General features: G+C 73.3%; 20 protein-coding genes. 9 read left to right on the forward strand and 11 right to left on the reverse strand.

Annotated elements, in window-relative coordinates; all coding sequences use genetic code 11:
* Positions 1-3: 3 nt before the first annotated feature.
* Both sufB and ACIQBJ_RS28570 read right to left on the reverse strand, forming a co-directional pair.
* Positions 4-1,416 carry a Fe-S cluster assembly protein SufB gene (sufB, locus tag ACIQBJ_RS28565; protein WP_400716142.1) on the reverse strand — a complete coding sequence of 471 codons (1,413 nt, stop codon included), beginning with the start codon at positions 1,414-1,416 and terminating at the stop codon, positions 4-6.
* Entirely contained in the window at positions 1,413-2,270 is an 858-nt protein-coding gene (locus ACIQBJ_RS28570; RefSeq protein WP_400716144.1) for a helix-turn-helix transcriptional regulator, read from the reverse strand. The genes sufB and ACIQBJ_RS28570 overlap by 4 nt, the downstream gene beginning before the upstream one ends.
* Before the next feature lie 124 nt (positions 2,271-2,394).
* Between ACIQBJ_RS28570 and ACIQBJ_RS28575 the strand changes: the two genes are divergently transcribed.
* Both ACIQBJ_RS28575 and ACIQBJ_RS28580 read left to right on the forward strand, forming a co-directional pair.
* Positions 2,395-3,312, forward strand: a complete 918-nt coding sequence (locus ACIQBJ_RS28575) for an ABC transporter ATP-binding protein (RefSeq protein ID WP_400716146.1) — start codon at positions 2,395-2,397, stop codon at positions 3,310-3,312.
* Positions 3,309-4,079: an ABC transporter permease gene (locus ACIQBJ_RS28580; RefSeq protein ID WP_400716148.1), complete on the forward strand. Its 771-nt coding sequence runs from the start codon at positions 3,309-3,311 to the stop codon at positions 4,077-4,079. The genes ACIQBJ_RS28575 and ACIQBJ_RS28580 overlap by 4 nt, the downstream gene beginning before the upstream one ends.
* A gap of 36 nt (positions 4,080-4,115) precedes the next feature.
* Here ACIQBJ_RS28580 and ACIQBJ_RS28585 read toward each other — a convergent pair whose 3' ends face one another.
* On the reverse strand, positions 4,116-5,414 hold the full coding sequence (locus ACIQBJ_RS28585) for a choice-of-anchor A family protein (protein ID WP_400716150.1): 1,299 nt from the start codon (positions 5,412-5,414) through the stop codon (positions 4,116-4,118).
* 266 nt (positions 5,415-5,680) lie between these two features.
* Between ACIQBJ_RS28585 and ACIQBJ_RS28590 the strand changes: the two genes are divergently transcribed.
* Positions 5,681-6,646 carry a heme A synthase gene (locus tag ACIQBJ_RS28590; protein WP_400716152.1) on the forward strand — a complete coding sequence of 322 codons (966 nt, stop codon included), beginning with the start codon at positions 5,681-5,683 and terminating at the stop codon, positions 6,644-6,646.
* A gap of 76 nt (positions 6,647-6,722) precedes the next feature.
* Here ACIQBJ_RS28590 and ACIQBJ_RS28595 read toward each other — a convergent pair whose 3' ends face one another.
* The 3 genes from ACIQBJ_RS28595 to ACIQBJ_RS28605 are packed head-to-tail and all read right to left on the reverse strand — an operon-like array spanning position 6,723 to position 8,944.
* Positions 6,723-7,055, reverse strand: coding sequence for a hypothetical protein (locus ACIQBJ_RS28595; protein ID WP_400716154.1), 333 nt, complete (start codon positions 7,053-7,055; stop codon positions 6,723-6,725).
* Positions 7,056-7,064: 9 nt separating this feature from the next.
* Positions 7,065-8,357: an FAD-dependent monooxygenase gene (locus ACIQBJ_RS28600; RefSeq protein WP_400716156.1), complete on the reverse strand. Its 1,293-nt coding sequence runs from the start codon at positions 8,355-8,357 to the stop codon at positions 7,065-7,067.
* Complete coding sequence (locus ACIQBJ_RS28605; protein ID WP_400716158.1) at positions 8,354-8,944, reverse strand: chorismate pyruvate-lyase family protein; 591 nt, start codon at positions 8,942-8,944, stop codon at positions 8,354-8,356. The genes ACIQBJ_RS28600 and ACIQBJ_RS28605 overlap by 4 nt, the downstream gene beginning before the upstream one ends.
* A 143-nt stretch (positions 8,945-9,087) precedes the next feature.
* Here ACIQBJ_RS28605 and ACIQBJ_RS28610 point away from each other — a divergent pair, with 143 nt between their 5' ends.
* A complete protein-coding gene (locus tag ACIQBJ_RS28610; RefSeq protein ID WP_400716160.1) occupies positions 9,088-9,732 on the forward strand; it encodes a DUF2461 domain-containing protein in 645 nt (214 codons plus the stop codon).
* Between the two features lie 36 nt (positions 9,733-9,768).
* Here the strand turns inward: ACIQBJ_RS28610 and ACIQBJ_RS28615 are convergent, their stop codons facing one another.
* Positions 9,769-10,713 carry a heme o synthase gene (locus ACIQBJ_RS28615; RefSeq protein ID WP_400716336.1) on the reverse strand — a complete coding sequence of 315 codons (945 nt, stop codon included), beginning with the start codon at positions 10,711-10,713 and terminating at the stop codon, positions 9,769-9,771.
* 399 nt (positions 10,714-11,112) lie between these two features.
* On the opposite strand from ACIQBJ_RS28615, the gene tkt reads away from it, so the two are divergent.
* The 5 genes from tkt to pgl all read left to right on the forward strand — a co-directional run bounded on the left by tkt (position 11,113) and on the right by pgl (position 17,934).
* Complete coding sequence (gene tkt / locus ACIQBJ_RS28620) at positions 11,113-13,209, forward strand: transketolase (RefSeq protein WP_400716162.1); 2,097 nt, start codon at positions 11,113-11,115, stop codon at positions 13,207-13,209.
* Between the two features lie 97 nt (positions 13,210-13,306).
* Complete coding sequence (tal, locus tag ACIQBJ_RS28625) at positions 13,307-14,446, forward strand: transaldolase (RefSeq protein WP_400716164.1); 1,140 nt, start codon at positions 13,307-13,309, stop codon at positions 14,444-14,446.
* 88 nt (positions 14,447-14,534) lie between these two features.
* The gene (zwf, locus tag ACIQBJ_RS28630; RefSeq protein ID WP_400716338.1) at positions 14,535-16,076 is read left to right on the forward strand and encodes a glucose-6-phosphate dehydrogenase; all 1,542 of its coding nucleotides are present in this window, start codon (positions 14,535-14,537) and stop codon (positions 16,074-16,076) included.
* Positions 16,073-17,200, forward strand: coding sequence for a glucose-6-phosphate dehydrogenase assembly protein OpcA (gene opcA / locus ACIQBJ_RS28635; RefSeq protein ID WP_400716166.1), 1,128 nt, complete (start codon positions 16,073-16,075; stop codon positions 17,198-17,200). Before zwf ends, opcA begins: the two co-directional genes overlap by 4 nt.
* Positions 17,197-17,934, forward strand: coding sequence for a 6-phosphogluconolactonase (gene pgl / locus ACIQBJ_RS28640; RefSeq protein WP_400716168.1), 738 nt, complete (start codon positions 17,197-17,199; stop codon positions 17,932-17,934). Before opcA ends, pgl begins: the two co-directional genes overlap by 4 nt.
* Positions 17,935-18,000: 66 nt before the next feature.
* On the opposite strand, the gene ACIQBJ_RS28645 is transcribed toward pgl, so the two are convergent.
* The 4 genes from ACIQBJ_RS28645 to ACIQBJ_RS28660 all read right to left on the reverse strand — a co-directional run bounded on the left by ACIQBJ_RS28645 (position 18,001) and on the right by ACIQBJ_RS28660 (position 20,771).
* A complete protein-coding gene (locus ACIQBJ_RS28645; protein ID WP_014138616.1) occupies positions 18,001-18,288 on the reverse strand; it encodes an RNA polymerase-binding protein RbpA in 288 nt (95 codons plus the stop codon).
* Between the two features lie 162 nt (positions 18,289-18,450).
* On the reverse strand, positions 18,451-18,684 hold the full coding sequence (gene secG / locus ACIQBJ_RS28650) for a preprotein translocase subunit SecG (RefSeq protein ID WP_400716170.1): 234 nt from the start codon (positions 18,682-18,684) through the stop codon (positions 18,451-18,453).
* 88 nt (positions 18,685-18,772) lie between these two features.
* Positions 18,773-19,558 carry a triose-phosphate isomerase gene (tpiA, locus tag ACIQBJ_RS28655; protein ID WP_400716172.1) on the reverse strand — a complete coding sequence of 262 codons (786 nt, stop codon included), beginning with the start codon at positions 19,556-19,558 and terminating at the stop codon, positions 18,773-18,775.
* Positions 19,559-19,565: 7 nt separating this feature from the next.
* A complete protein-coding gene (locus tag ACIQBJ_RS28660; RefSeq protein WP_400716174.1) occupies positions 19,566-20,771 on the reverse strand; it encodes a phosphoglycerate kinase in 1,206 nt (401 codons plus the stop codon).
* Positions 20,772-20,905: the final 134 nt, after the last annotated feature.

Raw genomic sequence — 20,905 nt, forward strand, 5'->3', positions numbered from 1 at the left:
GCGTCAGCCGACCGCGCCCTCCATCTGCAGCTCGATCAGCCGGTTCAGCTCCAGCGCGTACTCCATCGGCAGCTCGCGGGCGATCGGCTCGACGAAGCCGCGCACGATCATCGCCATCGCCTCGGTCTCGCTCAGGCCGCGGCTCATCAGGTAGAAGAGCTGGTCCTCGGAGACCTTGGAGACGGTCGCCTCGTGGCCCATCGACACGTCGTCCTCGCGGACGTCCACGTACGGGTAGGTGTCCGAGCGGGAGACGGTGTCCACCAGCAGCGCGTCGCAGAGCACGTTCGACTTGGCGCCGTGCGAGCCCTCGCCGATCTCGATCAGGCCGCGGTAGGACGTCCGGCCGCCGCCGCGCGCCACCGACTTGGAGACGATGTGCGAGGAGGTGTTCGGCGCCATGTGGACCATCTTCGCGCCGGCGTCCTGGTGCTGGCCCTCGCCCGCGAAGGCGATCGACAGCGTCTCGCCCTTGGCGTGCTCGCCCATCAGGTAGACGGCCGGGTACTTCATGGTGACCTTGGAGCCGATGTTGCCGTCGATCCACTCCATGGTCGCGCCCTCGTACGCCACGGCGCGCTTGGTGACCAGGTTGTAGACGTTGTTCGACCAGTTCTGGATGGTCGTGTAGCGGCAGCGGCCGCCCTTCTTGACGATGATCTCGACCACCGCGGAGTGCAGCGAGTCCGAGGAGTAGATCGGCGCGGTGCAGCCCTCGACGTAGTGGACGTAGGCGTCCTCGTCGACGATGATCAGCGTCCGCTCGAACTGGCCCATGTTCTCGGTGTTGATCCGGAAGTAGGCCTGCAGCGGGATGTCCACCCGGACGCCCTTGGGCACGTAGATGAACGAGCCGCCGGACCACACCGCGGTGTTCAGCGCGGCGAACTTGTTGTCGCCGGCCGGGATGACGGTGCCGAAGTACTCCTTGAAGAGCTCCGGGTACTGCTTCAGCGCGGTGTCGGTGTCCAGGAAGATGACGCCCTGCTCCTCCAGGTCCTCGCGGATCTGGTGGTAGACGACCTCGGACTCGTACTGCGCGGCGACACCGGCGACCAGGCGCTGCTTCTCCGCCTCCGGGATGCCCAGCTTGTCGTACGTCGCCTTGATGTCGGCGGGCAGGTCCTCCCAGGACTCGGCCTGCTTCTCGGTCGAGCGCACGAAGTACTTGATGTTGTCGAAGTCGATGCCCGACAGGTCCGAGCCCCAGGTCGGCATGGGCTTCTTGCCGAACAGCTTGAGGCCCTTGAGGCGGAGGTCGAGCATCCACTCGGACTCGCTCTTCTTCGCCGAGATGTCGCGGACGACCTCCTCGCTCAGGCCGCGCTTGGCGGCGGCGCCGGCGGTGTCCGAGTCGGCCCAGCCGTACTCGTACGTGCCGAGGCCTTCGAGCTCGGGGTGTGCGATGTCAGTCATGCGAGGTTCCTCCGCGCGGACGAGCCGTTTTCGTTGGGGGACGTACCGGCAGTCGGCGCCGCACCGGGCGTCCGGGAGGACGACGGTGCGGCACCGGATGCCGGCACATACGTGGTGCAGACCCCGTCGCCGTGGGCGATCGTGGCCAGCCGTTGCACATGGGTGCCCAGGAGTTGCGAGAAGACCTCGGTCTCCGCCTCGCAGAGCTGCGGGAACTGCTCGGCGATGTGCGCGACCGGGCAGTGGTGCTGGCAGAGCTGCGCGCCGGCCGGTGCGGCGGGCGCAGCGGAGGCGGGCGGGACGCGCCGCACCGTGGCAGCGTACCCGTCCGCGCTCAAGGCTCGGGCGAGCGCCTCGGCGCGCTGTTCGGCGCCGGCCCGGCCGACCTCGTCCTGGTAGCGCTCGCCCTGCTTGGCGAGCCGGGCCCGGGCGAAGGCGGCGATCGCCTCCTCGCCGGCCCGGCCGCCGCCGGCGGCCTCCGAGATCCAGCGCAGCGCCTCGGCGGCGAGCTGGTCGTAGGCCTGGTAGAAGGCGCTGCGGCCGCTGTCGGTGAGGGCGAAGACCTTGGCGGGGCGGCCCCGGCCGCGGCTGCCGTGCACCCGCTGCTCGCGGGAGACGACCAGCCCGGCGGCGGCCAGGCCGTCCAGGTGGCGGCGGACCGCGGCGGCGGTCAGGCCGAGGCGGGCGGCCAGGTCGGCGGCCGAGGACGGCCCGTGGTCGAGGATCGAGCGGGCGACCCGGTCCCGGGTGGCCGGGTGGCCCTCCGCGAGCACGTCGGCCCCCGTCGCGGGCACGGCGCAGTCGGGGGCCTCGGGCTCCCCAAGCGGCGCGGTGTGCTCGCGGATGTTTTTCACAACACGATTGTTGCGTAATTCGTCCGCCGGAGACAAGCCGTGATCCCGGTCTCACCGGTGTCGTCCATCACGGAAGGCAAGCCTTACCTGAAAGGGGGTGCGAGCGGCTCCTACACTCGCCGGTATGCATGCAGAACCCGCCGTCCTGGTGACCGGACTGGTCAAGCGGTACGGCGCCAAGACGGCCGTGGACGGGCTCGACCTGGCCATCGCGCCCGGCACCGTCACCGCGGTGCTCGGCCCCAACGGCGCGGGCAAGACCACCACGATCGAGACCTGCGAGGGCTACCGCCGCCCGGACGCGGGCACCGTCCGGGTGCTCGGGCTCGACCCGGTGGCGCAGGCCGCGGCGCTCCGGCCGCGGGTCGGCGTGATGCTGCAGTCCGGGGGCGTGTACGCCAGTGCGCGCGCCCTCGAAATGCTCCAGCACACCGCCAAGCTGTACGCCCACCCGCTGCCGGTCGGCCCGCTGGCCGAGCGCCTCGGCCTCGACTCCTGCGGTCGCACCCCCTACCGCCGGCTCTCCGGCGGCCAGCAGCAGCGCCTCGCCCTGGCGATGGCCGTGGTCGGCCGCCCCGAGCTGGTCTTCCTGGACGAGCCCACCGCGGGCCTCGACCCGCAGGCCCGCCGCGCCACCTGGGAGCTGGTCGCCGAGCTGCGCGCCGCGGGCGTCACCGTCGTCCTCAGCACCCACCGGATGGACGAGGCCGAGCAGCTCGCCGACGACGTCGCGGTCGTCGACCGGGGCCGGGTGATCGCCCAGGGCTCCCCCGACGAGCTGCGCGGCACCGACGCCCGGCTGTGCTTCGACGGGCCGCCCGGGCTCGACCTGGCCGGCCTGCGCAAGGTGCTGCCCGACCGGGCCGCCGTCACCGAGGCCGCCCCCGGCTCCTACCGGGTCGAGGCCGCGCTCGACGCCGCCCTGCTGGCCGCCGTCACCGGCTGGTGCGCCGAGGCCGGGGTGATGCCCGACAAGCTCGCGGTGCAGCGCCGCAGCCTCGAAGACGTCTTCCTCGACCTGACCGGACGGGACCTGCGATGACCGCCACCGACCTCACCCCCCGCCCGGGCGCCGCCCCGGTCGGCCGGATGCTGCTCGCGCAGACCGCCCTGGAGACCAGGATGCTGCTGCGCAACGGCGAGCAGCTGCTGCTCACCGTGGTCATCCCGACCGTGCTGCTGGTGCTGTTCTCCACCGTCGACGTGGTCACGGTGGACGGCCCGGGCAAGCGGGTCGACTTCCTCGCCCCCGGCCTGCTGGCGCTCGCGGTGATGTCCACCGCGTTCACCGGGCAGGCCATCGCCACCGGCTTCGAGCGGCGCTACGGCGTGCTCAAGCGGCTCGGCGCCACGCCGCTGCCGCGCTGGGCGCTGCTGACCGCGAAGACCGGCTGCGTGCTGGTCACCGAGCTGCTCCAGGTGCTGCTGCTGTCCGGCATCGCGCTGGCGCTGGGCTGGTCGCCGCACGGCAACCCGCTGGCCGTGCTGCTCCTGCTGGTGCTGGGCACCGCCGCGTTCTCCGGCCTGGGCCTGCTGATGGCGGGCACCCTGCGGGCCGAGGCCACGCTGGCCGGGGCCAACCTGGTGTTCGTCCTGCTGCTGCTGGCGGGCGGCGTGGTCGTCCCGCTGGCGAAGTTCCCGGCCGCGGTGCGCCCGGTGCTGGAGCTGCTGCCGATCTCGGCGCTCTCCGACGGCCTGCGCTCGGTGCTCCAGCTCGGCGGCGGCGTCCCGTGGGCCGACCTCGGCGTCCTCGCGGCCTGGTCGGTGCTCGGCCTGGCCGCCGCGGCCCGCTTCTTCCGCTGGGAGTAGTCCCGGGGCGGGCGCCCCGGGACCGCCGATGCCTCGTCAGGAGGCGTTCGCCTTCCGCTTCCGGGCCGCGTACACCAGCCCGCCGCCGGCGGCCAGCACCACCGCGCCGCCGATCGTCAGCGGCAGCACGGCGTCCGCGCCGGTGAACGCCAGGCCGCCCTCCTTCGTGCCGCCGGAGCCGCCCGCCCCGCCGCTGCCGCCGGTGCCGCCCTGCGGGGCGGAGGGGCTGCCGGAGGGCGCCGGTCCGCCGGAGGACGGGCCGCCGGGCGTCGGGGTGCCCGAACCACCGGGGGTGGGCGACCGGGTGCCGGGCGGGGTACTGGCGCTGCCGGACGGCGCGGGCCCGCCGGTGGACGGCGAGCCGGAGGGCTGCGGGGTGCCGCCCCCGCCGGGCAGGCAGCCCGCGAACGGGTAGTGGTGGGTCTCCGCGCCGCCGCTGCCGGTCAGCGACTTCGCCCACACCGAGCCGTTGACGGGGCCGCCGGTGCCCAGGTCGAAGGCCGCGTTCGGGGCCAGCACGCCGCCGGGCCAGGCGTTGCCGCTGCGCTTGGTGACCGAGGTCGCGGTCGGCAGGTTCCACAGCAGCCGGGCGCGCTCGGCGCCGCCGTCCGCGGACTGCAGCTTGTCGTCCTGGACGTACTTCGCCTTGGCGTTGTCCCAGATCCAGAAGCCGGTGGTCGGGCCCTTGTTCTGGTCGTAGGAGCCGCCGGTGACGTTGACGACGGTGGTGGAGCCCGCCGGGACCTTGAGGTAGACGTCGCCGGCCTTCTGCAGCACCTCGGCGGTGACGGTGAACACGTTGGCGACCGGGTCGGCGCCGGTGAAGGTGAGGTTCCGGCCCTGGGCGACCGGGGCGCCGCCGACGGTCTTCGCCAGCTCGGTCGAGACCTGCCGCAGGTGGGCGAACTCCTTGCCGAAGTCGATCGGCGAGGCGCCCTTCTGCACGCCCTCCAGTTGGCCGCCGCCGATCCGGTCGCCCGCGTAGACGCCCTTGCCCTTCATCACCTGGACGTGCGCGCCGCCCTGGATCAGGTTGCCGCCCACCACCAGCGCGTACCCGCCGGGCAGCGCGGCGACCTCGGCCGGGGTGAGCTCGTTGCCGACGGTGAAGCCGGACCGGCTGAAGTCGGCGTTCCCGCCGATCGCCACCGCGCCCTCGGCGTCGGGGCTGTGGGTGTCGTCGCCCTCGATGAACTCGCCGTACTTCCCGGCGACCCCGAGGTCGAAGCAGTTGCTGCCGGCGGGGGCCGCGGTCGCGGCGGTCGGGAGGGCCAGGGCGGCGAGGGCGAGCGAGCCTCCGAGCGCCACGGCGGCGGCGGATATGGACGTGCGCATGTGCGGACTCCGCGAGTGGGTGCGGGCAGGTGGGATCGGTCCAACCGGGAAGAGGTATGGACCAATCGCACTCTTCCGGCCAATTGTGTGACTGGTCAAGACCTTTGACCGACACGCGCCGATCCGCCCGATTCGTCCGCGCGTCCCCGATCCGTCCCCGACGCGTCCCCACCCCGTCCCCGGCAGCCGCCGCGGTGCGGGCCGCGGCGGCCCGCCGGGGCGGGTCCGGGGCCGGGGCACGGCATAAGCCCGCCTACGATGGTCCGGTGACCAACCCGTTCTCCCTCCTCGCCGACCGCTGGCACCCGAGCGCGCAGCACGTCCGGCGGGCCGCCCTGGCCGCGCTGGTGATGAGCGTGGTCATCGTCGTCACCGGCGGCGCCGTCCGGCTGACCGCCTCCGGCCTCGGCTGCCCGACCTGGCCGCGCTGCACCGCCGACAGCCTGACGCCGACGCCCGCGATGGGCGTCAACGGCGTCATCGAGTTCGGCAACCGGATGCTGACCTACGTGCTGTGCGCGGCGGTCGGCTGGTTCATCCTGGCCGCGCGCTGCGCCAAGCCGTGGCGGCACTCGCTGACCAAGCTCGGCTGGGCCCAGTTCTGGCTGGTGATGAGCAACTCGGTGCTGGGCGGCATCACCGTGCTGACCGGCCTGAACCCGTACATCGTGGCGGCCCACATGGTGGCCGCGATGGGCCTGCTCTGGGTCGCGCTGCTGTCCTGGGAGCGCACCCGGGAGGGCGACGGCCCGCCGCGCGCGCTGGTCGCCGAGCCGATCCGGCGGCTGGCCCAGGTGCTGGTGACGGTGATCGGCCTGCTGCTGCTGGCCGGCACCCTGGTCACCGGCGCGGGCCACCACCCGGGCGCCTCCTCCAAGGACGGCAAGCCGGTGTACCGGATCCCGGTCGACTACGACCGCCTGGTCCAGGTCCACGCCGACCTGGTGTTCCTCTCGGTCGGCCTGACGCTGGCCGCGCTGCTGGTGTTCGCCGCCGTGAAGGCCCCGCCGGCCGCCCGGGCCCGGGTCCGCGAGCTGTTCGCGCTGCTGCTGCTGCAGGGCCTGCTGGGCTTCGTCCAGTACTTCACCGACGCCCCGGAGCTGATGGTCGGCCTGCACATGCTCGGCGCCGCGCTGGTCTGGGGCGCCGCGCTGCGGGTCCCGCTGGCGCTGCGCAGCCGCGCCGAGATCCCGGCCCAGGCGTCGGCGCCGTCCGCCGAACTGGTCGCCTGAGCCGCCCGCCCGCGGACACGACGAAGGCCCGCCGTTCACCGGCGGGCCTTCGTCGTACCCCTGGGATGACGGGCGGTCAGATCTGGATGCCCGCCATCCGCTTCCACTCGTACGGGCCGGTCCGCACCTTCAGGCCCAGCTCGCCCTCGAAGTCGTCGTGCAGGGTGAGCCCGGCCAGTTCGGCGGCCCGGCGGCCGATCGCGTACGTCGGGGCGACCTGGTCGCCCCAGGCGCCGTCGGCGCCGACCACGACGATCCGGGTCGCGGTCCGGCCGATGTACTCGACCACCCCGTCCGCGCTGCCGCCGTGCTGGGCGGCGAAGCTGCTGAGGTGCTTGGCGATGCGCTTGGCACGGCGCTCGGCGCGGGCGTCCGGCGCGGCGGTGGTGGCGGTCTCTGCGCTGCTCATGCCCGCATGCTACCGACCGGTAGTCCGGCTGGCGACGCCGCCGCCCTGTGCCGACGGCCACACGGCGTCCCCCGCCGGCCGCGCGGGCGGCACCGCCGGGCCCGCCGGGGCGGCGGGCAGCTCGCCCGCGCCCGCGTAGGCCCGGGCGAACGCCTCGGCCGCCGGGCCCGGCCGGGCGATCCGGTGGGCCCGCCGCAGCCGCAGCCGGAGCGCGAACTCGCGCTGCTCCGGCGGGAGTCCGGCGGGCAGGTGGAGCAGTTCGAGCAGTTGGTCGGAGAACTCCTGGGTCTCCCAGGCGGCCTCCAGCCGGCGCTCCTGGTAGCCGTCCAGTGCGCGCCCGTCCCCGTCCCGGACGGCGGCGACCAGCGCCCCGGCCAGGTCGGCGACGTCGGCGACCGCCGAGTTGAGGCCCTTGGCGCCGGACGGGGTGACGGTGTGCGCGGCGTCCCCGGCCAGCAGCAGCCGCCCGGCCCGCATCCGGTGGGCGACCCGGCCGCGCATCCGCAGCATGCCGGTCTCCAGCAGGGCGCCGATCGCGGGGTCGCCCGCGTCCAGCGCGAGCCGGCGCTCCAACTCGGCCCGGACCCGCGGCCCGTCCCAGCCGGACAGCTCCTCCCCCGCCGGGACCTCCAGGTAGAACCGGCCGACGTCGGCGGTGCGCGGCATCATCCCGGCGAACCCGTCGGCGTGCACCGCGTAGCGGATCTGCCCGACCGGGCGGGAGATCCGGGCCAGCACCGTCAGCCAGTCGTACGGGTAGCGCCGGGCGGGCCCGTCCGCGCCGCCGGGCGCGCCGGGGAACGCGGCGGCGACGGTGCTGCGCGCGCCGTCGCAGCCGACCGCCCAGTCGGCGCGCAGCTCGCCGTCGGCGGTGCGCAGGACGGGGCGGCCGTCGCCGTCGAGGGCGACCGACTCGACGGGCTGCCCGAAGGCGATGGCGCCGCCGTCCTTCTCGTAGGCGGCGATCAGGTCGCGGACCAGCAGCTGCTGCGGGTAGACCCAGTGCCGGACGCCGCCGGAGAGCGCGCCGTAGTCGACCAGGACCTTCTCGCCGAGGCAGACGACCTCGCACTCGCCGTGCCGCTCGCCCTCGGCGGTCAGCCGGTCGGCGAGGCCGAGGGCGCGCAGGTACTCGACCACCCGGTGCTCCAGCACCCCGGCCCGGGCGGTGCGCTCCAGCTCGGCGCGGGAGAGCCGCTCGTGGACGGTGACCCGGACCCCGGCCCGGCGCAGCACGTGGGCCAGGACGAGTCCGGCGGGTCCGGCGCCGACCACGGCGACGTCGGTGGTGCGGGCGGTCATCGGCTGCCTCCGGCGGCGAGCAGTTCGGCGCCGAGCGCGGCGGGCACCACGGCGGGGTTGAAGGTCTCGGTGACGGCGGCCAGCGGCCGGCGGTCGTGCCAGAGCAGGTAGGTCTTGTAGGCGGCGGGCGCGCCGTCCCAGTCCCGGACCCCGGCGTCCAGCACGGTGCGCCGGTGGGCGGTGCCGCTGGCCTGCAGGGCGGCGCCGATCGGCGCGTCGGTGTCGGTCAGGCAGCGGTCGGCGCCGGCGTCCAGCGCGGGCCGGGCGACCACCACGTTCCGGGAGAGTTCGGCGCCGTCGCGGCCGGTCAGCACCGAGCGGCGGACGATCAGCTGCTCCTCGGGCCCGGCGCCGAGCAGCGCGGCGGTCCCGGCGGGGGCCGCGGCGGCGGGCAGCCGGCGGTGGTCGGCCCCGCCGATCCGGGCGGGCGCCCCGGTCCAGGCTTCCAGCAGGGTGGTGGTGAGCCCGTCGGTGCTGAGCAGCATCCGGGTGGGCGGGGCGGCGAAGCGCCCTATCCGGACGGCCGTCTCGGCCGGTTTCCGGGTGGCGAAGGCGTGTGCGGACACGTCGATGGACTGCAGCGGCATCGGTTCCCCCGAGGATGTCGTCGGCGTTCGGCGTGCCGAACGGTGGCCGACCCTACTCGACAACTGTTTCCGCTGACGAAACGTCACCCCGTCCCCGGGCGGGACCGTTCGGCGGACCGCCCCGGGGCGTGAATACTGTCCGGGTGAGCGATTTCCGTGGCTGGCCGGCCGAGGCGCTGGAGTTCTACGAGCACCTGGAGGCCGACAACTCGAAGACCTTCTGGGCCGCGCACCGCGCGGTGTACGACGGGACCGTCCGGGCCCCGATGGAGGCGCTGCTGGCCCGGCTGGAGCCGGAGTTCGGCCCGGGGAAGATCTTCCGCCCGAACCGGGACGTCCGGTTCTCGGCCGACAAGTCGCCGTACAAGACGCACCTCGGCGGGTACCTGGAGTCCGGCGGCTACGTGCAGCTGTCCGCCGACGGCCTGGCCTGCGGGCTGGGCTACTACCGGTTCGCGAGCGACCAGCTGGCCCGCTACCGGACGGCGGTGGCGGAGGACGTGCCGGGCGCCGAGCTGGAGCGGGTGGCGGCGGCGGTCCGGGCGGCCGGGCCGCAGGTGGTGGGCCAGGACAGCCTGAGGACCGCGCCGCGCGGCGTCCCGAAGGACCACCCGCGGATCGAGCTGCTCCGCCACAAGGGCCTGATCGCCTGGCAGGAGTGGGAGCCCGCGGCCTGGCTGGGCACCGCGGAGGCGTACGGGCGGATCACCGGCTTCCTGCGCGCGGCGGCCCCGCTGCACGAGTGGCTGGAGAACCACGTCGGCCCCAGCGAGCTTCCGCCGCGCTGAGGCCGATGAGGACGAGGAGGGGTGGAGCCGGGGGCGTCAGCCCACGAACGGGTCGATCGCGACGACGAGGAACAGCAGCGTCAGGTAGGTGATCGACCAGTGGAACAGCCGCATCTCCTTGAGCTTGGGCCCGACCACGCCGGCCTTGGCGCGCGACTGGAGCGCGTACGCCTCCTTCATCCACAGCGCGCCGAGGACGGCGGCCGCGGTCGGGTACAGCCAGCTGGTGTGCGCCGCGGGCCAGAGCAGCAGCGAGGTCGCCACCATCACCCAGGAGTAGACGACGACCTGCTTGGCGACGCCGATGTTGCCGCGGATCACCGGCAGCATCGGCACGCCGGCCTTGGCGTAGTCCTCGCGGACCTTCATCATCAGCACCCAGGTGTGCGGCGGCGTCCAGAAGAACACCACCAGGAACAGCACCAGGGCCGCCCAGGACAGCGAGTTCGTGACGGAGGACCAGCCGACCAGCACCGGCATGCAGCCGGCGATGCCGCCCCAGACCACGTTCTGCGAGGTGCGGCGCTTCAGGCCCAGCGTGTAGACGAAGACGTAGAACAGCAGGGCGCCCAGCGCGAGCGCCGAGGACAGCCAGTTGACCAGGACGCCCAACCAGAGGGTGGAGACCACGGCCAGCGTGATGCCGAAGACCAGCGCCTCCCGGGGGGAGACCATGCCGGTGACGATCGGGCGCCGCTCGGTGCGGGACATCACCGCGTCGATGTCGCGGTCGATGTACATGTTGAGGGCGTTGGCGCCGCCCGCCGAGAGGTAGCCGCCGACCACCACCGCGAGCACCCGCCACAGGTTCGGCACGCCGCCCTGGGCGAGGAACATCACCGGCACCGTGGAGATCAGCAGCAGCTCGATGATGCGGGGCTTGGTGAGGGCGACGAATGCGCCGACCCGGGCCCCGAACGGCCGGGGCGCGGTCCTCGTCCCTACCACCACCCCTGCGGGGCGGGATTCGACGGCGGTCACGGACACCTCAACAGTCGATGAACTTCCACAGGCGACCCGGAGACCCGCAGGGTGCCCGCCGTCCGCTCTGCGCGTACCACGCCACCATAGACGTTCCATATCTCCCGATCCGCCCCGGGGTCCTCCGGCGAGCCGCGCCCGTTCCCGTCTTGCCCATCGGACGGGCATGACCTCCCCGGACGGGTGAAGGTAGGACAGAGCAGTTGACGGATCGCCGGCGGAATGCGACGCCTGGCGCTCACGTTGCCCGGCACAGAGGGTGAGGTGCCCAGCAAACGGTAGGCTCGCACAGAGAAGCGGGATCAACCCTCCGTGATCGGCACCACCACAGCGACGTGGCCGACCGGTCCCCTTCACGGGGTCACACTTCACAAAATCCGGAAGGAGCCCTGAGTCAGGGTGAGCACGACGCCGAACGTTTTCGAGTGGAGCGAGTTGGACCAGCGGGCCGTCGACACGGCCCGGGTACTGGCGATGGACGCCGTGCAGAAGGTGGGGAACGGGCACCCCGGCACCGCCATGTCCCTCGCCCCCGCGGCGTATCTGATCTTCCAGCGCTTCCTGCGCCACGACCCGACCGACCCGTCCTGGGTCGGCCGCGACCGCTTCGTGCTCTCCCCCGGGCACACCTCCCTCACGCTCTACACCCAGCTGTTCCTGTCCGGCTACGGACTCTCGCTGGACGACCTGAAGGCCTTCCGGGTCGCGGGCAGCCGCACCCCGGGCCACCCCGAGCACGGCCACACCGCCGGCGTCGAGACCACCACCGGCCCGCTCGGCCAGGGCATCGGCAACGCGGTCGGCATGGCGATGGCGGCCCGCTACGAGCGCGGCCTGTTCGACCCGGACGCGGCGCCCGGCACCTCGCCGTTCGACCACACCGTCTGGGCGATCGTCTCCGACGGCGACCTGGAGGAGGGCATCTCCGCCGAGGCGTCCTCGCTGGCCGGCCACCAGAAGCTGGGCAACCTGGTCGCGCTGTACGACGACAACCACATCTCGATCGAGGGCGACACCGCCACCGCCTTCTCCGAGGACGTGCTGGCCCGCTACGAGGCGTACGGCTGGCACGTCCAGCGGGTCGCCCCGAAGGCCGACGGCGACATCGACGTGGCCGCGCTCGCCGCCGCGCTGGAGACCGCGAAGGCCGAGACCGGCAAGCCGTCGATCATCGCGATGCGCACCATCATCGCCTGGCCCGCGCCGAACGCCCAGGACACCGCCAAGGCGCACGGCTCGGCCCTCGGCGACGCCGAGATCGCCGCCACCAAGAAGGTGCTGGGCTTCGACCCGGCGAAGACCTTCGAGGTCTCCGACGCGGTCGTGGCGCACGCCCGCGAGGTCGTCACCCGCGGCCAGGCCGCCCGCTCCGCCTGGGACGGCGAGCTCGCCGACTGGCGGGCCGCCCACCCGCAGCGCGCCGCCGAGTTCGACCGGATCCAGATCGGCGAGCTGCCGGACGACTGGGAGAAGGCGATCCCGGTCTTCCCGGCCGGCAAGGACGTCGCCACCCGCAAGGCGTCCGGCGACACCCTGAAGGCCGTCGGCAAGCTCGTCCCCGAACTCTGGGGCGGCTCCGCGGACCTCGCCGAGTCCAACCTGACCACCATCGACGAGGAGTCCTCCTTCCTCCCGGAGGGCAACGCGCTCAAGAGCGCCTCGCCGTACGGCCGCACCATCCACTACGGCATCCGCGAGCACGCCATGGGCTCCGTGATGAACGGCATCGCGCTGCACGGCCGGACCCGCGTCTACGGCGGCACCTTCCTGGTGTTCTCCGACTACATGCGCCCCGCGGTCCGGCTCGCCGCGCTGATGAAGCTGCCAGTGGTCTACGTCTGGACGCACGACTCGATCGGCCTCGGCGAGGACGGCCCGACCCACCAGCCGGTCGAGCACCTGGCCGCGCTGCGCGCCATCCCCGGCCTCGCCGTGGTCCGCCCGGCGGACGCCAACGAGACCGCCGTGGTGTGGCGGACGGTGCTGGAGCGGCAGACCAGCCACCCCGGCCCGGTCGGCCTGGCGCTGACCCGCCAGGGCGTGCCGACCTACGACCGCGAGGTGTTCGGCTCCGCCGAGGGCGCGGCCAGGGGCGGCTACGTGCTGGCCGAGGCCGAGGGCGGCGAGCCCAAGGTGATCCTGATCGGCACCGGCTCCGAGGTGCAGCTCGCCGTGCAGGCCCGCGAGGCGCTGCAGGCCGAGGGCGTCCCGACCCGGGTGGTCTCGCTGCCGTCGGTCGAGTGGTTCAACGAGCAGGACCAGGCGTACCGGGACAGCGTGCTGCCGCCGAACGTCCGGGCCCGGGTCTCGGTCGAGGCGGGCATCGCCCAGGGCTGGCGCGAGCTGGTCGGCGACGCCGGCCGGATCATCAGCCTGGACCACTTCGGCGCCTCCGCCGACTACCAGGTGCTGTACCAGGAGTTCGGCATCACCGCCGAGGCGGTCGCCAACGCCGCCCGCGCCTCGCTGCGCACGGTCGAGGCCGTCTCCCGCTGACGCGCTGATCCGCCCGGTCCGGGGTATCCGCACTGCCCCGGACCGGCTCCCCGGACTCCACCTGACGCACGCAAAAGAAGAAGAGGGACTGAGTACCATGACCGACGCTTTGAACCGCCTCAGCGAAGAAGGCGTGGCGATCTGGCTCGACGACCTGAGCCGGGACCGGCTGAACTCCGGCAACCTGGCCGAGCTGGTGCAGGAGAAGCACGTCGTCGGCGTCACCACCAACCCGACCATCTTCCAGAAGGCCATCGGCGGCGGCAGCGCCGCCTACGACGGCCAGCTGACCGACCTCGCGGTGCGCAAGGTCACCACCGACGAGGCGATCCGCATGATCACCACCTCGGACGTGCGCGACGCCGCCGACGTGCTGCGCCCCGTCTATGACGCCTCCAACGGCCGCGACGGCCGGGTCTCCATCGAGGTCGACCCGCGCCTCGCGCACGAGACCGCGGCCACCGTCGCCGAGGCCAAGCAGCTGTGGTGGCTGGTCGACCGCCCGAACGTGCTGATCAAGATCCCCGCCACGCTGGCCGGCCTGCCCGCGATCAGCGAGGTGCTCGGCCGGGGCATCAGCGTCAACGTCACGCTGATCTTCTCGCTGGAGCGCTACAAGGCCGTCATCGACGCCCACCTGACCGGCCTGGAGACCGCCAAGGCCGCCGGCCTCGACCTCTCGCAGATCGAGTCGGTCGCCTCGTTCTTCGTCTCCCGCGTGGACACCGAGATCGACAAGCGCCTGGACGCGGTCGGCACCCCCGAGGCCAAGGAGCTGCGCTCGAAGGCCGCCGTGGCCAACGCCCGCCTCGCCTACCGGGCCTACGAGGAGGTCTACGGCTCGGTCGACGGCGCCAAGCCCGCCTCGGCCCGCTGGGCGGCCCTGGAGGCGGCCGGCGCCAAGCCGCAGCGCCCGCTCTGGGCGTCCACCGGCGTCAAGGACCCGAACCTGCCGGACACCCTGTACGTGACCGAGCTGGTCGCCCCGGGCACCGTCAACACCATGCCCGAGGCCACCCTCGACGCCACCGACGACCACGGCCCGGTCACCGGCGACACCATCACCCCGAACTACGACGACGCGCAGGCCGTGCTCGACGCGGTCGCCGCCGCGGGCGTGGACTACGACGACGTGGTCCAGGTCCTGGAGGACGAGGGCGTCTCCAAGTTCGAGGTCTCCTGGACCGAACTGCTCGACACCGTCGCCGCGGCGCTCGACGCGCACGGCAAGAACTGACTCCTGCTCACGAACTGAAGCGACGAAAGCGGAGCACACCACAGTGAGCAACACCCAGCCGTACCCGGACGTGGAGGGGACGGAGCCGATCGCGGGAGACACCCCGGAACGCCCCGTCAATCCGCTGCGCGACCCCGCCGACCGGCGGCTGCCGCAGATCGCCGGCCCGTCCGGGCTGGTGATCTTCGGCGTCACCGGCGACCTGTCCCGCAAGAAGCTGATGCCGGCCGTCTACGACCTCGCCAACCGCGGCCTGCTGCCGCCGGGCTTCTCGCTGGTCGGGTTCGCCCGCCGCGAGTGGGAGGACGAGGACTTCGCCAACGAGGTCCACGACGCCGTCAAGGAGCACGCCCGCACCCCCTTCCGCGAGGAGGTCTGGCAGCAGCTCGCCAAGGGCATGCGCTTCGTCCAGGGCGACTTCGGCGACGACGAGGCGTTCGACACCCTGCGCCGCACCATCGAGGACCTCGACCGGGCGCAGGGCACCGGCGGCAACTTCGCCTTCTACCTGTCGGTCCCGCCGAAGTTCTTCCCGACGGTGGTCCAGCAGCTGAAGAAGCACGGCCTGACCGACCCGCCGAAGGGCTCCTGGCGGCGCGCGGTGATCGAGAAGCCGTTCGGCCACGACCTGGAGAGCGCCCAGGAGTTGAACCGGATCGTCCACGAGGTCTTCCCGCGGGACGAGGTCTTCCGGATCGACCACTACCTGGGCAAGGAGACCGTCCAGAACATCCTGGCGCTGCGCTTCGCCAACCAGATGTTCGAGCCGATCTGGAACCGGTCGTACGTCGACCACGTGCAGATCACCATGGCCGAGGACATCGGCATCGGCGGCCGGGCCGGCTACTACGACGGCATCGGCTCCGCCCGCGACGTGATCCAGAACCACCTGCTCCAGCTGATGGCGCTGACCGCGATCGAGGAGCCCGCGTCCTTCCACCCGAAGGCGCTGGTGGCCGAGAAGCTGAAGGTGCTCAGCGCCGTCAAGCTCCCCGCCGACCTGGGCGCGCACACCGTGCGCGGCCAGTACGCGGCGGGCTGGCAGGGCGGCGAGGAGGTGGTCGGGTACCTCGACGAGGACGGCATCAACCCCGAGTCGAAGACCGACACCTACGCCGCCATCAAGCTGGAGATCAACAACCGGCGCTGGGCGGGCGTCCCGTTCTACCTGCGCACCGGCAAGCGGCTGGGCCGCCGGGTCACCGAGATCGCGGTGGTCTTCCAGCGCGCCCCGTACCTGCCGTTCGACTCCTACGCCACCGAGGAGCTGGGGCAGAACGCCCTGGTGATCCGCGTCCAGCCGGACGAGGGCGTCACCGTGCGGTTCGGCTCGAAGGTCCCCGGCACCGCGCTGGAGGTCCGCGACGTCACGATGGACTTCGCCTACGGCGAGTCCTTCACCGAGTCCAGCCCCGAGGCGTACGAGCGCCTCATCCTGGACGTGCTGCTCGGCGACGCGAACCTCTTCCCGCGGCACCAGGAGGTCGAGCTGTCCTGGCAGATCCTCGACCCGATCGAGCAGTACTGGGACGCCCACGGCAAGCCCGCGCAGTACCCGGCCGGCACCTGGGGCCCGGTCGAGGCGGACGAGATGCTCGCACGAGACGGCAGGAGCTGGCGCCGGCCATGAAGATCGACCTGACGAACACCACGTCCAGCAAGATCAACGCTGCCCTGATGGACGCCCGCCGGGCCAGCGGCTCCACCGCGGCCGGCATGGTGCTGACCCTGGTCATCGTGACCGACGAGGGCAGCGCCTACGACGCCCTGAAGGCCGCCAACGACGCGTCCCGCGAGCACCCCTCGCGCACCCTCGCGGTCATCAAGCGGGCCGGGCGCTCGCCCCGCGCCCGGGCCGAGACCCGGCTGGACGCGGAGATCCTGGTCGGCACCGACGCGGGCAGCGGCGAGACCGTCGTGCTCCGGATGCACGGCGAACTCGCCGCGCACGCCCAGTCGGTGGTGCTGCCGCTGCTGCTGCCGGACGCCCCCGTGGTGGTCTGGTGGCCGGACAACGCGCCGCTCAACCCGGCCCAGGACCCGCTGGGCGCGCTCGCCCAGCGCCGGATCACCGACGCCGTCACCGCGGAGTCCCCGGTCGGCCAGCTCGCCCAGCGGGCGGCCGGCTACACCCCCGGCGACACCGACCTGGCCTGGACCCGGATCACCGGCTGGCGCTCGATGCTCGCCGCCGCGCTCGACCAGCGCGCCGTCGAGATCGTCGGCGCCGTGGTCGAGGGCGAGTCGTACAACCCCAGCGTCGAACTGCTCGGCCTGTGGCTGCACAACCGCCTGCGGGTGCCGGTCGAGCGGGTCGTCACCGGCGGCCCCGGCATCACCGCGGTCCGGCTGCGCACCCAGGACGGCGACATCACGCTCGACCGCCCCGACGGCCTGCTCGGCACGCTCTGCATGCCCGGCGCGCCGGACCGGATGGTCGCGCTGAAGCGCCGCGACACCGCGGAGCTGATCGCCGAGGAGCTGCGCCGCCTCGACCCCGACGACATCTACGCGACCGCCGTCCGGACCCCCGTGGACCGGCTGCGCGAGCGGATCGCCGGTGTCGAGCACGCGGGCCCGGGCGGCACCGTCGAGGGCCAGGCGCGCGCGGCGGAGCCGGCGGCCGCGGCGGCCCCGGCCGAGGAGGCTGCGGAGACCGAGGAGGCTGCGGAGACCGAGGAGGCCCCGGAGGCCGCCCCGGCGAAGAAGTCCGCCGCCAAGAAGTCCGCCGCCCGCAAGCGGAGCGGTCGGTGAGCGGCCGTCAGGTCCTGGTGCACGCGGACGCCGCGCTGCTCGCCCAGGCCGCGGCCGCCCGGCTGATCACCGCCCTGGTCGACGCGCAGTCCGCCCGCGGCACCGCCCACGCGGTGCTCACCGGCGGCCGCAACGGCAACGCCCTGCTGGCCGCGCTCGCCGCCCACCCGGCGCGCGACGCGGTCGACTGGGCGCACGTCCACCTGTGGTGGGGCGACGAGCGGTACCTGCCGGCCGGCGACCCGGAGCGCAACGCCGTCCAGGCGGCCGCGTTCCTGGCCGCCGTCCGGCCGCTCGGCGCCCGCGTCCACGCGATGCCGGCCGACGACGGCTCCTCCGCCGAGGAGGGCGCCGTCCGGTACGCCGCCGAGCTGGCCGCGGCCGCCGGACCGGGCGAACCGCTGCCGGTCTTCGACGTGCTGCTGCTCGGCGTCGGCCCGGACGCCCACGTCGCCTCGCTGTTCCCCGGCCACCCCGGGGTGCGGCAGTCCGGCGGAACGGTCCTGCCGGTGCACGACTCCCCGAAGCCGCCGCCGACCCGGCTCTCGCTCACCCTGCCCGCCCTCAACACCGCCCGCCAGGCGTGGCTGCTGGCGGCCGGGGCGGACAAGGCCGACGCCGTCGCCCTGGCCCTCACCGACCCGGGCCCGGACACCGCCCCGGCGAGCGCCGTGGCCGGCACCGAACGCACCCTCTGGTTCCTCGACGAGGCCGCCGCGGGCAAGCTCGCCTGACGCACCGTCGCACCGGAACGCCGGAAGGCCCGGCCCCCTCGGGGGCCGGGCCTTCCGTTTCGACGCTCAGATCTCGCCGCGCAGCTTGGCCAGCGCCTCGGCCAGGATCGCCTCGCCGTCGGCGTCGGTGCGCCGCTCGCGGACGTAGGCGAGGTGGGTCTTGTAGGGCTCGTTGCGGGCCGGGGCGGGCGGGTTGTGCTCGTCCTGGCCGGCCGGGAAGCCGCAGCGGGGGCAGTCCCAGGTGTCCGGGATGGCGGCCTCCGCCGCGAAGCTGGGGCGCGTCTCGTGCTTGTTCGCGCACCAGAAGGAGATCCGGTTGCGGGGGGCGGACTCGCCGCGCTCCGCCTCGCCCATCGGGCCGGCGCCCACTCTGCTGCCTCGGATCGCGTTGCCACTTGCCACGGTCTGACTCCCTGCGTGCTGGTGCCGTCCGGCCGCGGCTGGGCGGACGGTGGCGAAGTCGTCCTAGTGTAAGCGGCGGTTAAGCCTGCGCCACCACCGCCCGACGACTTCGGGTCAGTTGTTCTTGAGCAGCAGTCCGAGCACCACGATGCACGCGAACCAGGCGAGGCCGAGGATGACGGTGATGCGGTCGAGGTTGCGCTCGGCCACCGCGGAACCGCCGCCGGTGGAGGACGCGCCGCCACCGAACATGTCGGACAGACCGCCGCCCTTGCCCTTGTGGAGCAGCACCATCAGGATCATCAGCACACTGAGGATGATCAGAGCAATCTCGAACCCGAGAACCACGACGGGACCAACTCTCTCGAATCTGCGGCGAAGGGGCCGGGCCCGCTCCTCGCGGTCCGGCCCCAAAGCCTACGTTGCTGCGGCGGCGTTAGCCTACTGCCTGCTCACGGTAGCGCACGATCTTGACGAACTCCTCGGCGTCCAGCGAGGCCCCGCCGATCAGCGCGCCGTCCACGTCGGGCTTGGCCATCAGGCCGGCCGCGGACGAGGACTTCACCGAACCGCCGTACAGGACGCGGACCTTGCCGGCCAGCTCGGCCCCGTACAGCTCGGCGAGGCGGGCCCGGATCGCGCCGCAGACCTCCTGCGCGTCCTCGGGGGTGGCGACCTCACCGGTGCCGATCGCCCAGACCGGCTCGTACGCGACGACGATGCTCTCGGCGTCGGACGCCGGGACGCCGTCCAGGGCGCCGTCGAGCTGGGCGAGGGTGTGCGCGACGTGGGTGCCGGCCTTGCGGACCTCCAGCGGCTCGCCGATGCACAGGATCGGGGTGATCCCGTGCCGGTAGGCGGCCTTCACCTTGGCGTTGACGATCTCCTCGTCCTCGCCGTGGTACTGGCGGCGCTCGGAGTGGCCGATCACCGCGTAGGCGCAGTTCAGCTTCGCCAGCATCGGGCCGGACACCTCGCCGGTGTACGCGCCGCCGTCGTGCTGCGAGATGTCCTGCGAGCCGTACTTGAGCTTCAGCTTGTCGCCGTCGACCAGGGTCTGCACCGACCGCAGGTCGGTGAACGGGGTCAGGACCGCGACCTCCACGGCCGCGAAGTCCTTGTCCGTCAGCGAGAACGCCAGCGCCTGGGTGTGGCGCAGGGCCTCGAAGTGGTCGAGGTTCATCTTCCAGTTGCCCGCCATCAGCGGGAGACGCTCAGTCATGTCTTTCTCAGTCCTCCAGGGCGGCGAGACCGGGAAGGGTCTTGCCCTCCAGGTACTCGAGGCTCGCGCCACCGCCGGTCGAGATGTGTCCGAACTTCGTCTCGTCGAACCCCAGGGTGCGGACCGCCGCCGCCGAGTCGCCGCCGCCGACCACGGTGAACGCGTCGGAGTCGAGCAGCGCCTGGGCGACCGCCCGGGTGCCGTCGGCGAACGCCGGGTGCTCGAAGACGCCCATCGGGCCGTTCCAGAACACCGTCTTCGCGTCGGCGATCTTCTCGGCGAACAGCTGCGCGGTCCTCGGGCCGATGTCCAGGCCGAGCGCGCCGTCCGGGATCGCGTCCACGTCGACGACCGCGTAGTCCGCCACCGGGGCGCCGGTCTTGACGTCCGGGAAGCTGCCGGACACCGCGGTGTCCAGCGGGATCACGAACTCCACGCCCTGCTCCGCGCCGCGCTTCAGGTAGTCCTGGACGACCGGGATCTGGTCCTCCTGGAGCAGCGAGGCGCCGACGCCGTGGCCCTGGGCCGCGATGAAGGTGTACATCATGCCGCCGCCGATCAGGATCCGGTCGGCCTTGCCGAGCAGGTTCTCGATCACGCCGACCTTGTCGGAGACCTTGGAGCCGCCGAGCACCACCACGTACGGGCGGGCCACGTCCTCGGTGAGGCGCTTGAGCACGCCCACCTCGGTGGCGATCAGGTCGCCGACGGCGTGCGGCAGCCGGGCCGGCAGGTCGTAGACGGAGGCGTGCTTGCGGTGCACCGCGCCGAAGCCGTCGCCCACGTACAGGTCCGCCAGGGCGGCCAGTTCGTCGGCGAAGGCGCCGCGCTCGGCGTCGTCCTTGGACGTCTCGCCCGCGTTGAACCGCAGGTTCTCCAGCAGCGTGACCTCGCCGTCGCCGAGGGCGGCGACGGTGGCCTTCGCGCTGTCCCCGACCGTGTCGGTGGCGAAGGCCACCGGGCGGCCCAGGATCTCGCCGAGGCGGACCGCCACCGGCGCGAGGGAGAACGTCGGGTCGGGCTCGCCCTTCGGGCGGCCCAGGTGCGAGGCGACGACGACCCGGGCGCCGCGCTCGACGAGCTTGGCGATGGTCGGCGCGACGGCGCGGATCCGGCCGTCGTCGGTGATGGTGTCACCCGACAGCGGCACGTTGAGGTCGGCGCGGACGAACACCCGCTTGCCGGAGACCTCCAGGTCTTCGATCGTCTTCACGGTCTTGCTCCTCAGGGGTGGAACGGTGCGCAGACGGCGACACGACGGCGGGCCACCGGTAAGAGGGGTAGGACGGACGAGGGTGGGCGCAGCGGCAGGGCCCGGCGGCGGTGACCGCCGTCCGGGCCCTGCCC

Origin of the sequence: Kitasatospora sp. NPDC088391 (genome assembly GCF_044753345.1) — a bacterium.
Classification (GTDB): Bacteria; Actinomycetota; Actinomycetes; order Streptomycetales; family Streptomycetaceae; genus Kitasatospora.

What these genes read in the sequence shown, in the direction of transcription:
- tal (WP_400716164.1), top strand. Translation starts at nt 13,307, where the DNA reads ATGACCGACGCTTTGAACCGCCTCAGCGAAGAAGGCGTGGCGATCTGG.
- ACIQBJ_RS28595 (WP_400716154.1), bottom strand. Translation starts at nt 7,055, where the DNA reads ATGAGCAGCGCAGAGACCGCCACCACCGCCGCGCCGGACGCCCGCGCC.
- ACIQBJ_RS28585 (WP_400716150.1), bottom strand. Translation starts at nt 5,414, where the DNA reads ATGCGCACGTCCATATCCGCCGCCGCCGTGGCGCTCGGAGGCTCGCTC.
- sufB (WP_400716142.1), bottom strand. Translation starts at nt 1,416, where the DNA reads ATGACTGACATCGCACACCCCGAGCTCGAAGGCCTCGGCACGTACGAG.
- ACIQBJ_RS28580 (WP_400716148.1), top strand. Translation starts at nt 3,309, where the DNA reads ATGACCGCCACCGACCTCACCCCCCGCCCGGGCGCCGCCCCGGTCGGC.
- ACIQBJ_RS28575 (WP_400716146.1), top strand. Translation starts at nt 2,395, where the DNA reads ATGCATGCAGAACCCGCCGTCCTGGTGACCGGACTGGTCAAGCGGTAC.
- opcA (WP_400716166.1), top strand. Translation starts at nt 16,073, where the DNA reads ATGAAGATCGACCTGACGAACACCACGTCCAGCAAGATCAACGCTGCC.
- ACIQBJ_RS28645 (WP_014138616.1), bottom strand. Translation starts at nt 18,288, where the DNA reads ATGGGCGAGGCGGAGCGCGGCGAGTCCGCCCCCCGCAACCGGATCTCC.
- ACIQBJ_RS28600 (WP_400716156.1), bottom strand. Translation starts at nt 8,357, where the DNA reads ATGACCGCCCGCACCACCGACGTCGCCGTGGTCGGCGCCGGACCCGCC.
- ACIQBJ_RS28605 (WP_400716158.1), bottom strand. Translation starts at nt 8,944, where the DNA reads ATGCCGCTGCAGTCCATCGACGTGTCCGCACACGCCTTCGCCACCCGG.
- tpiA (WP_400716172.1), bottom strand. Translation starts at nt 19,558, where the DNA reads ATGACTGAGCGTCTCCCGCTGATGGCGGGCAACTGGAAGATGAACCTC.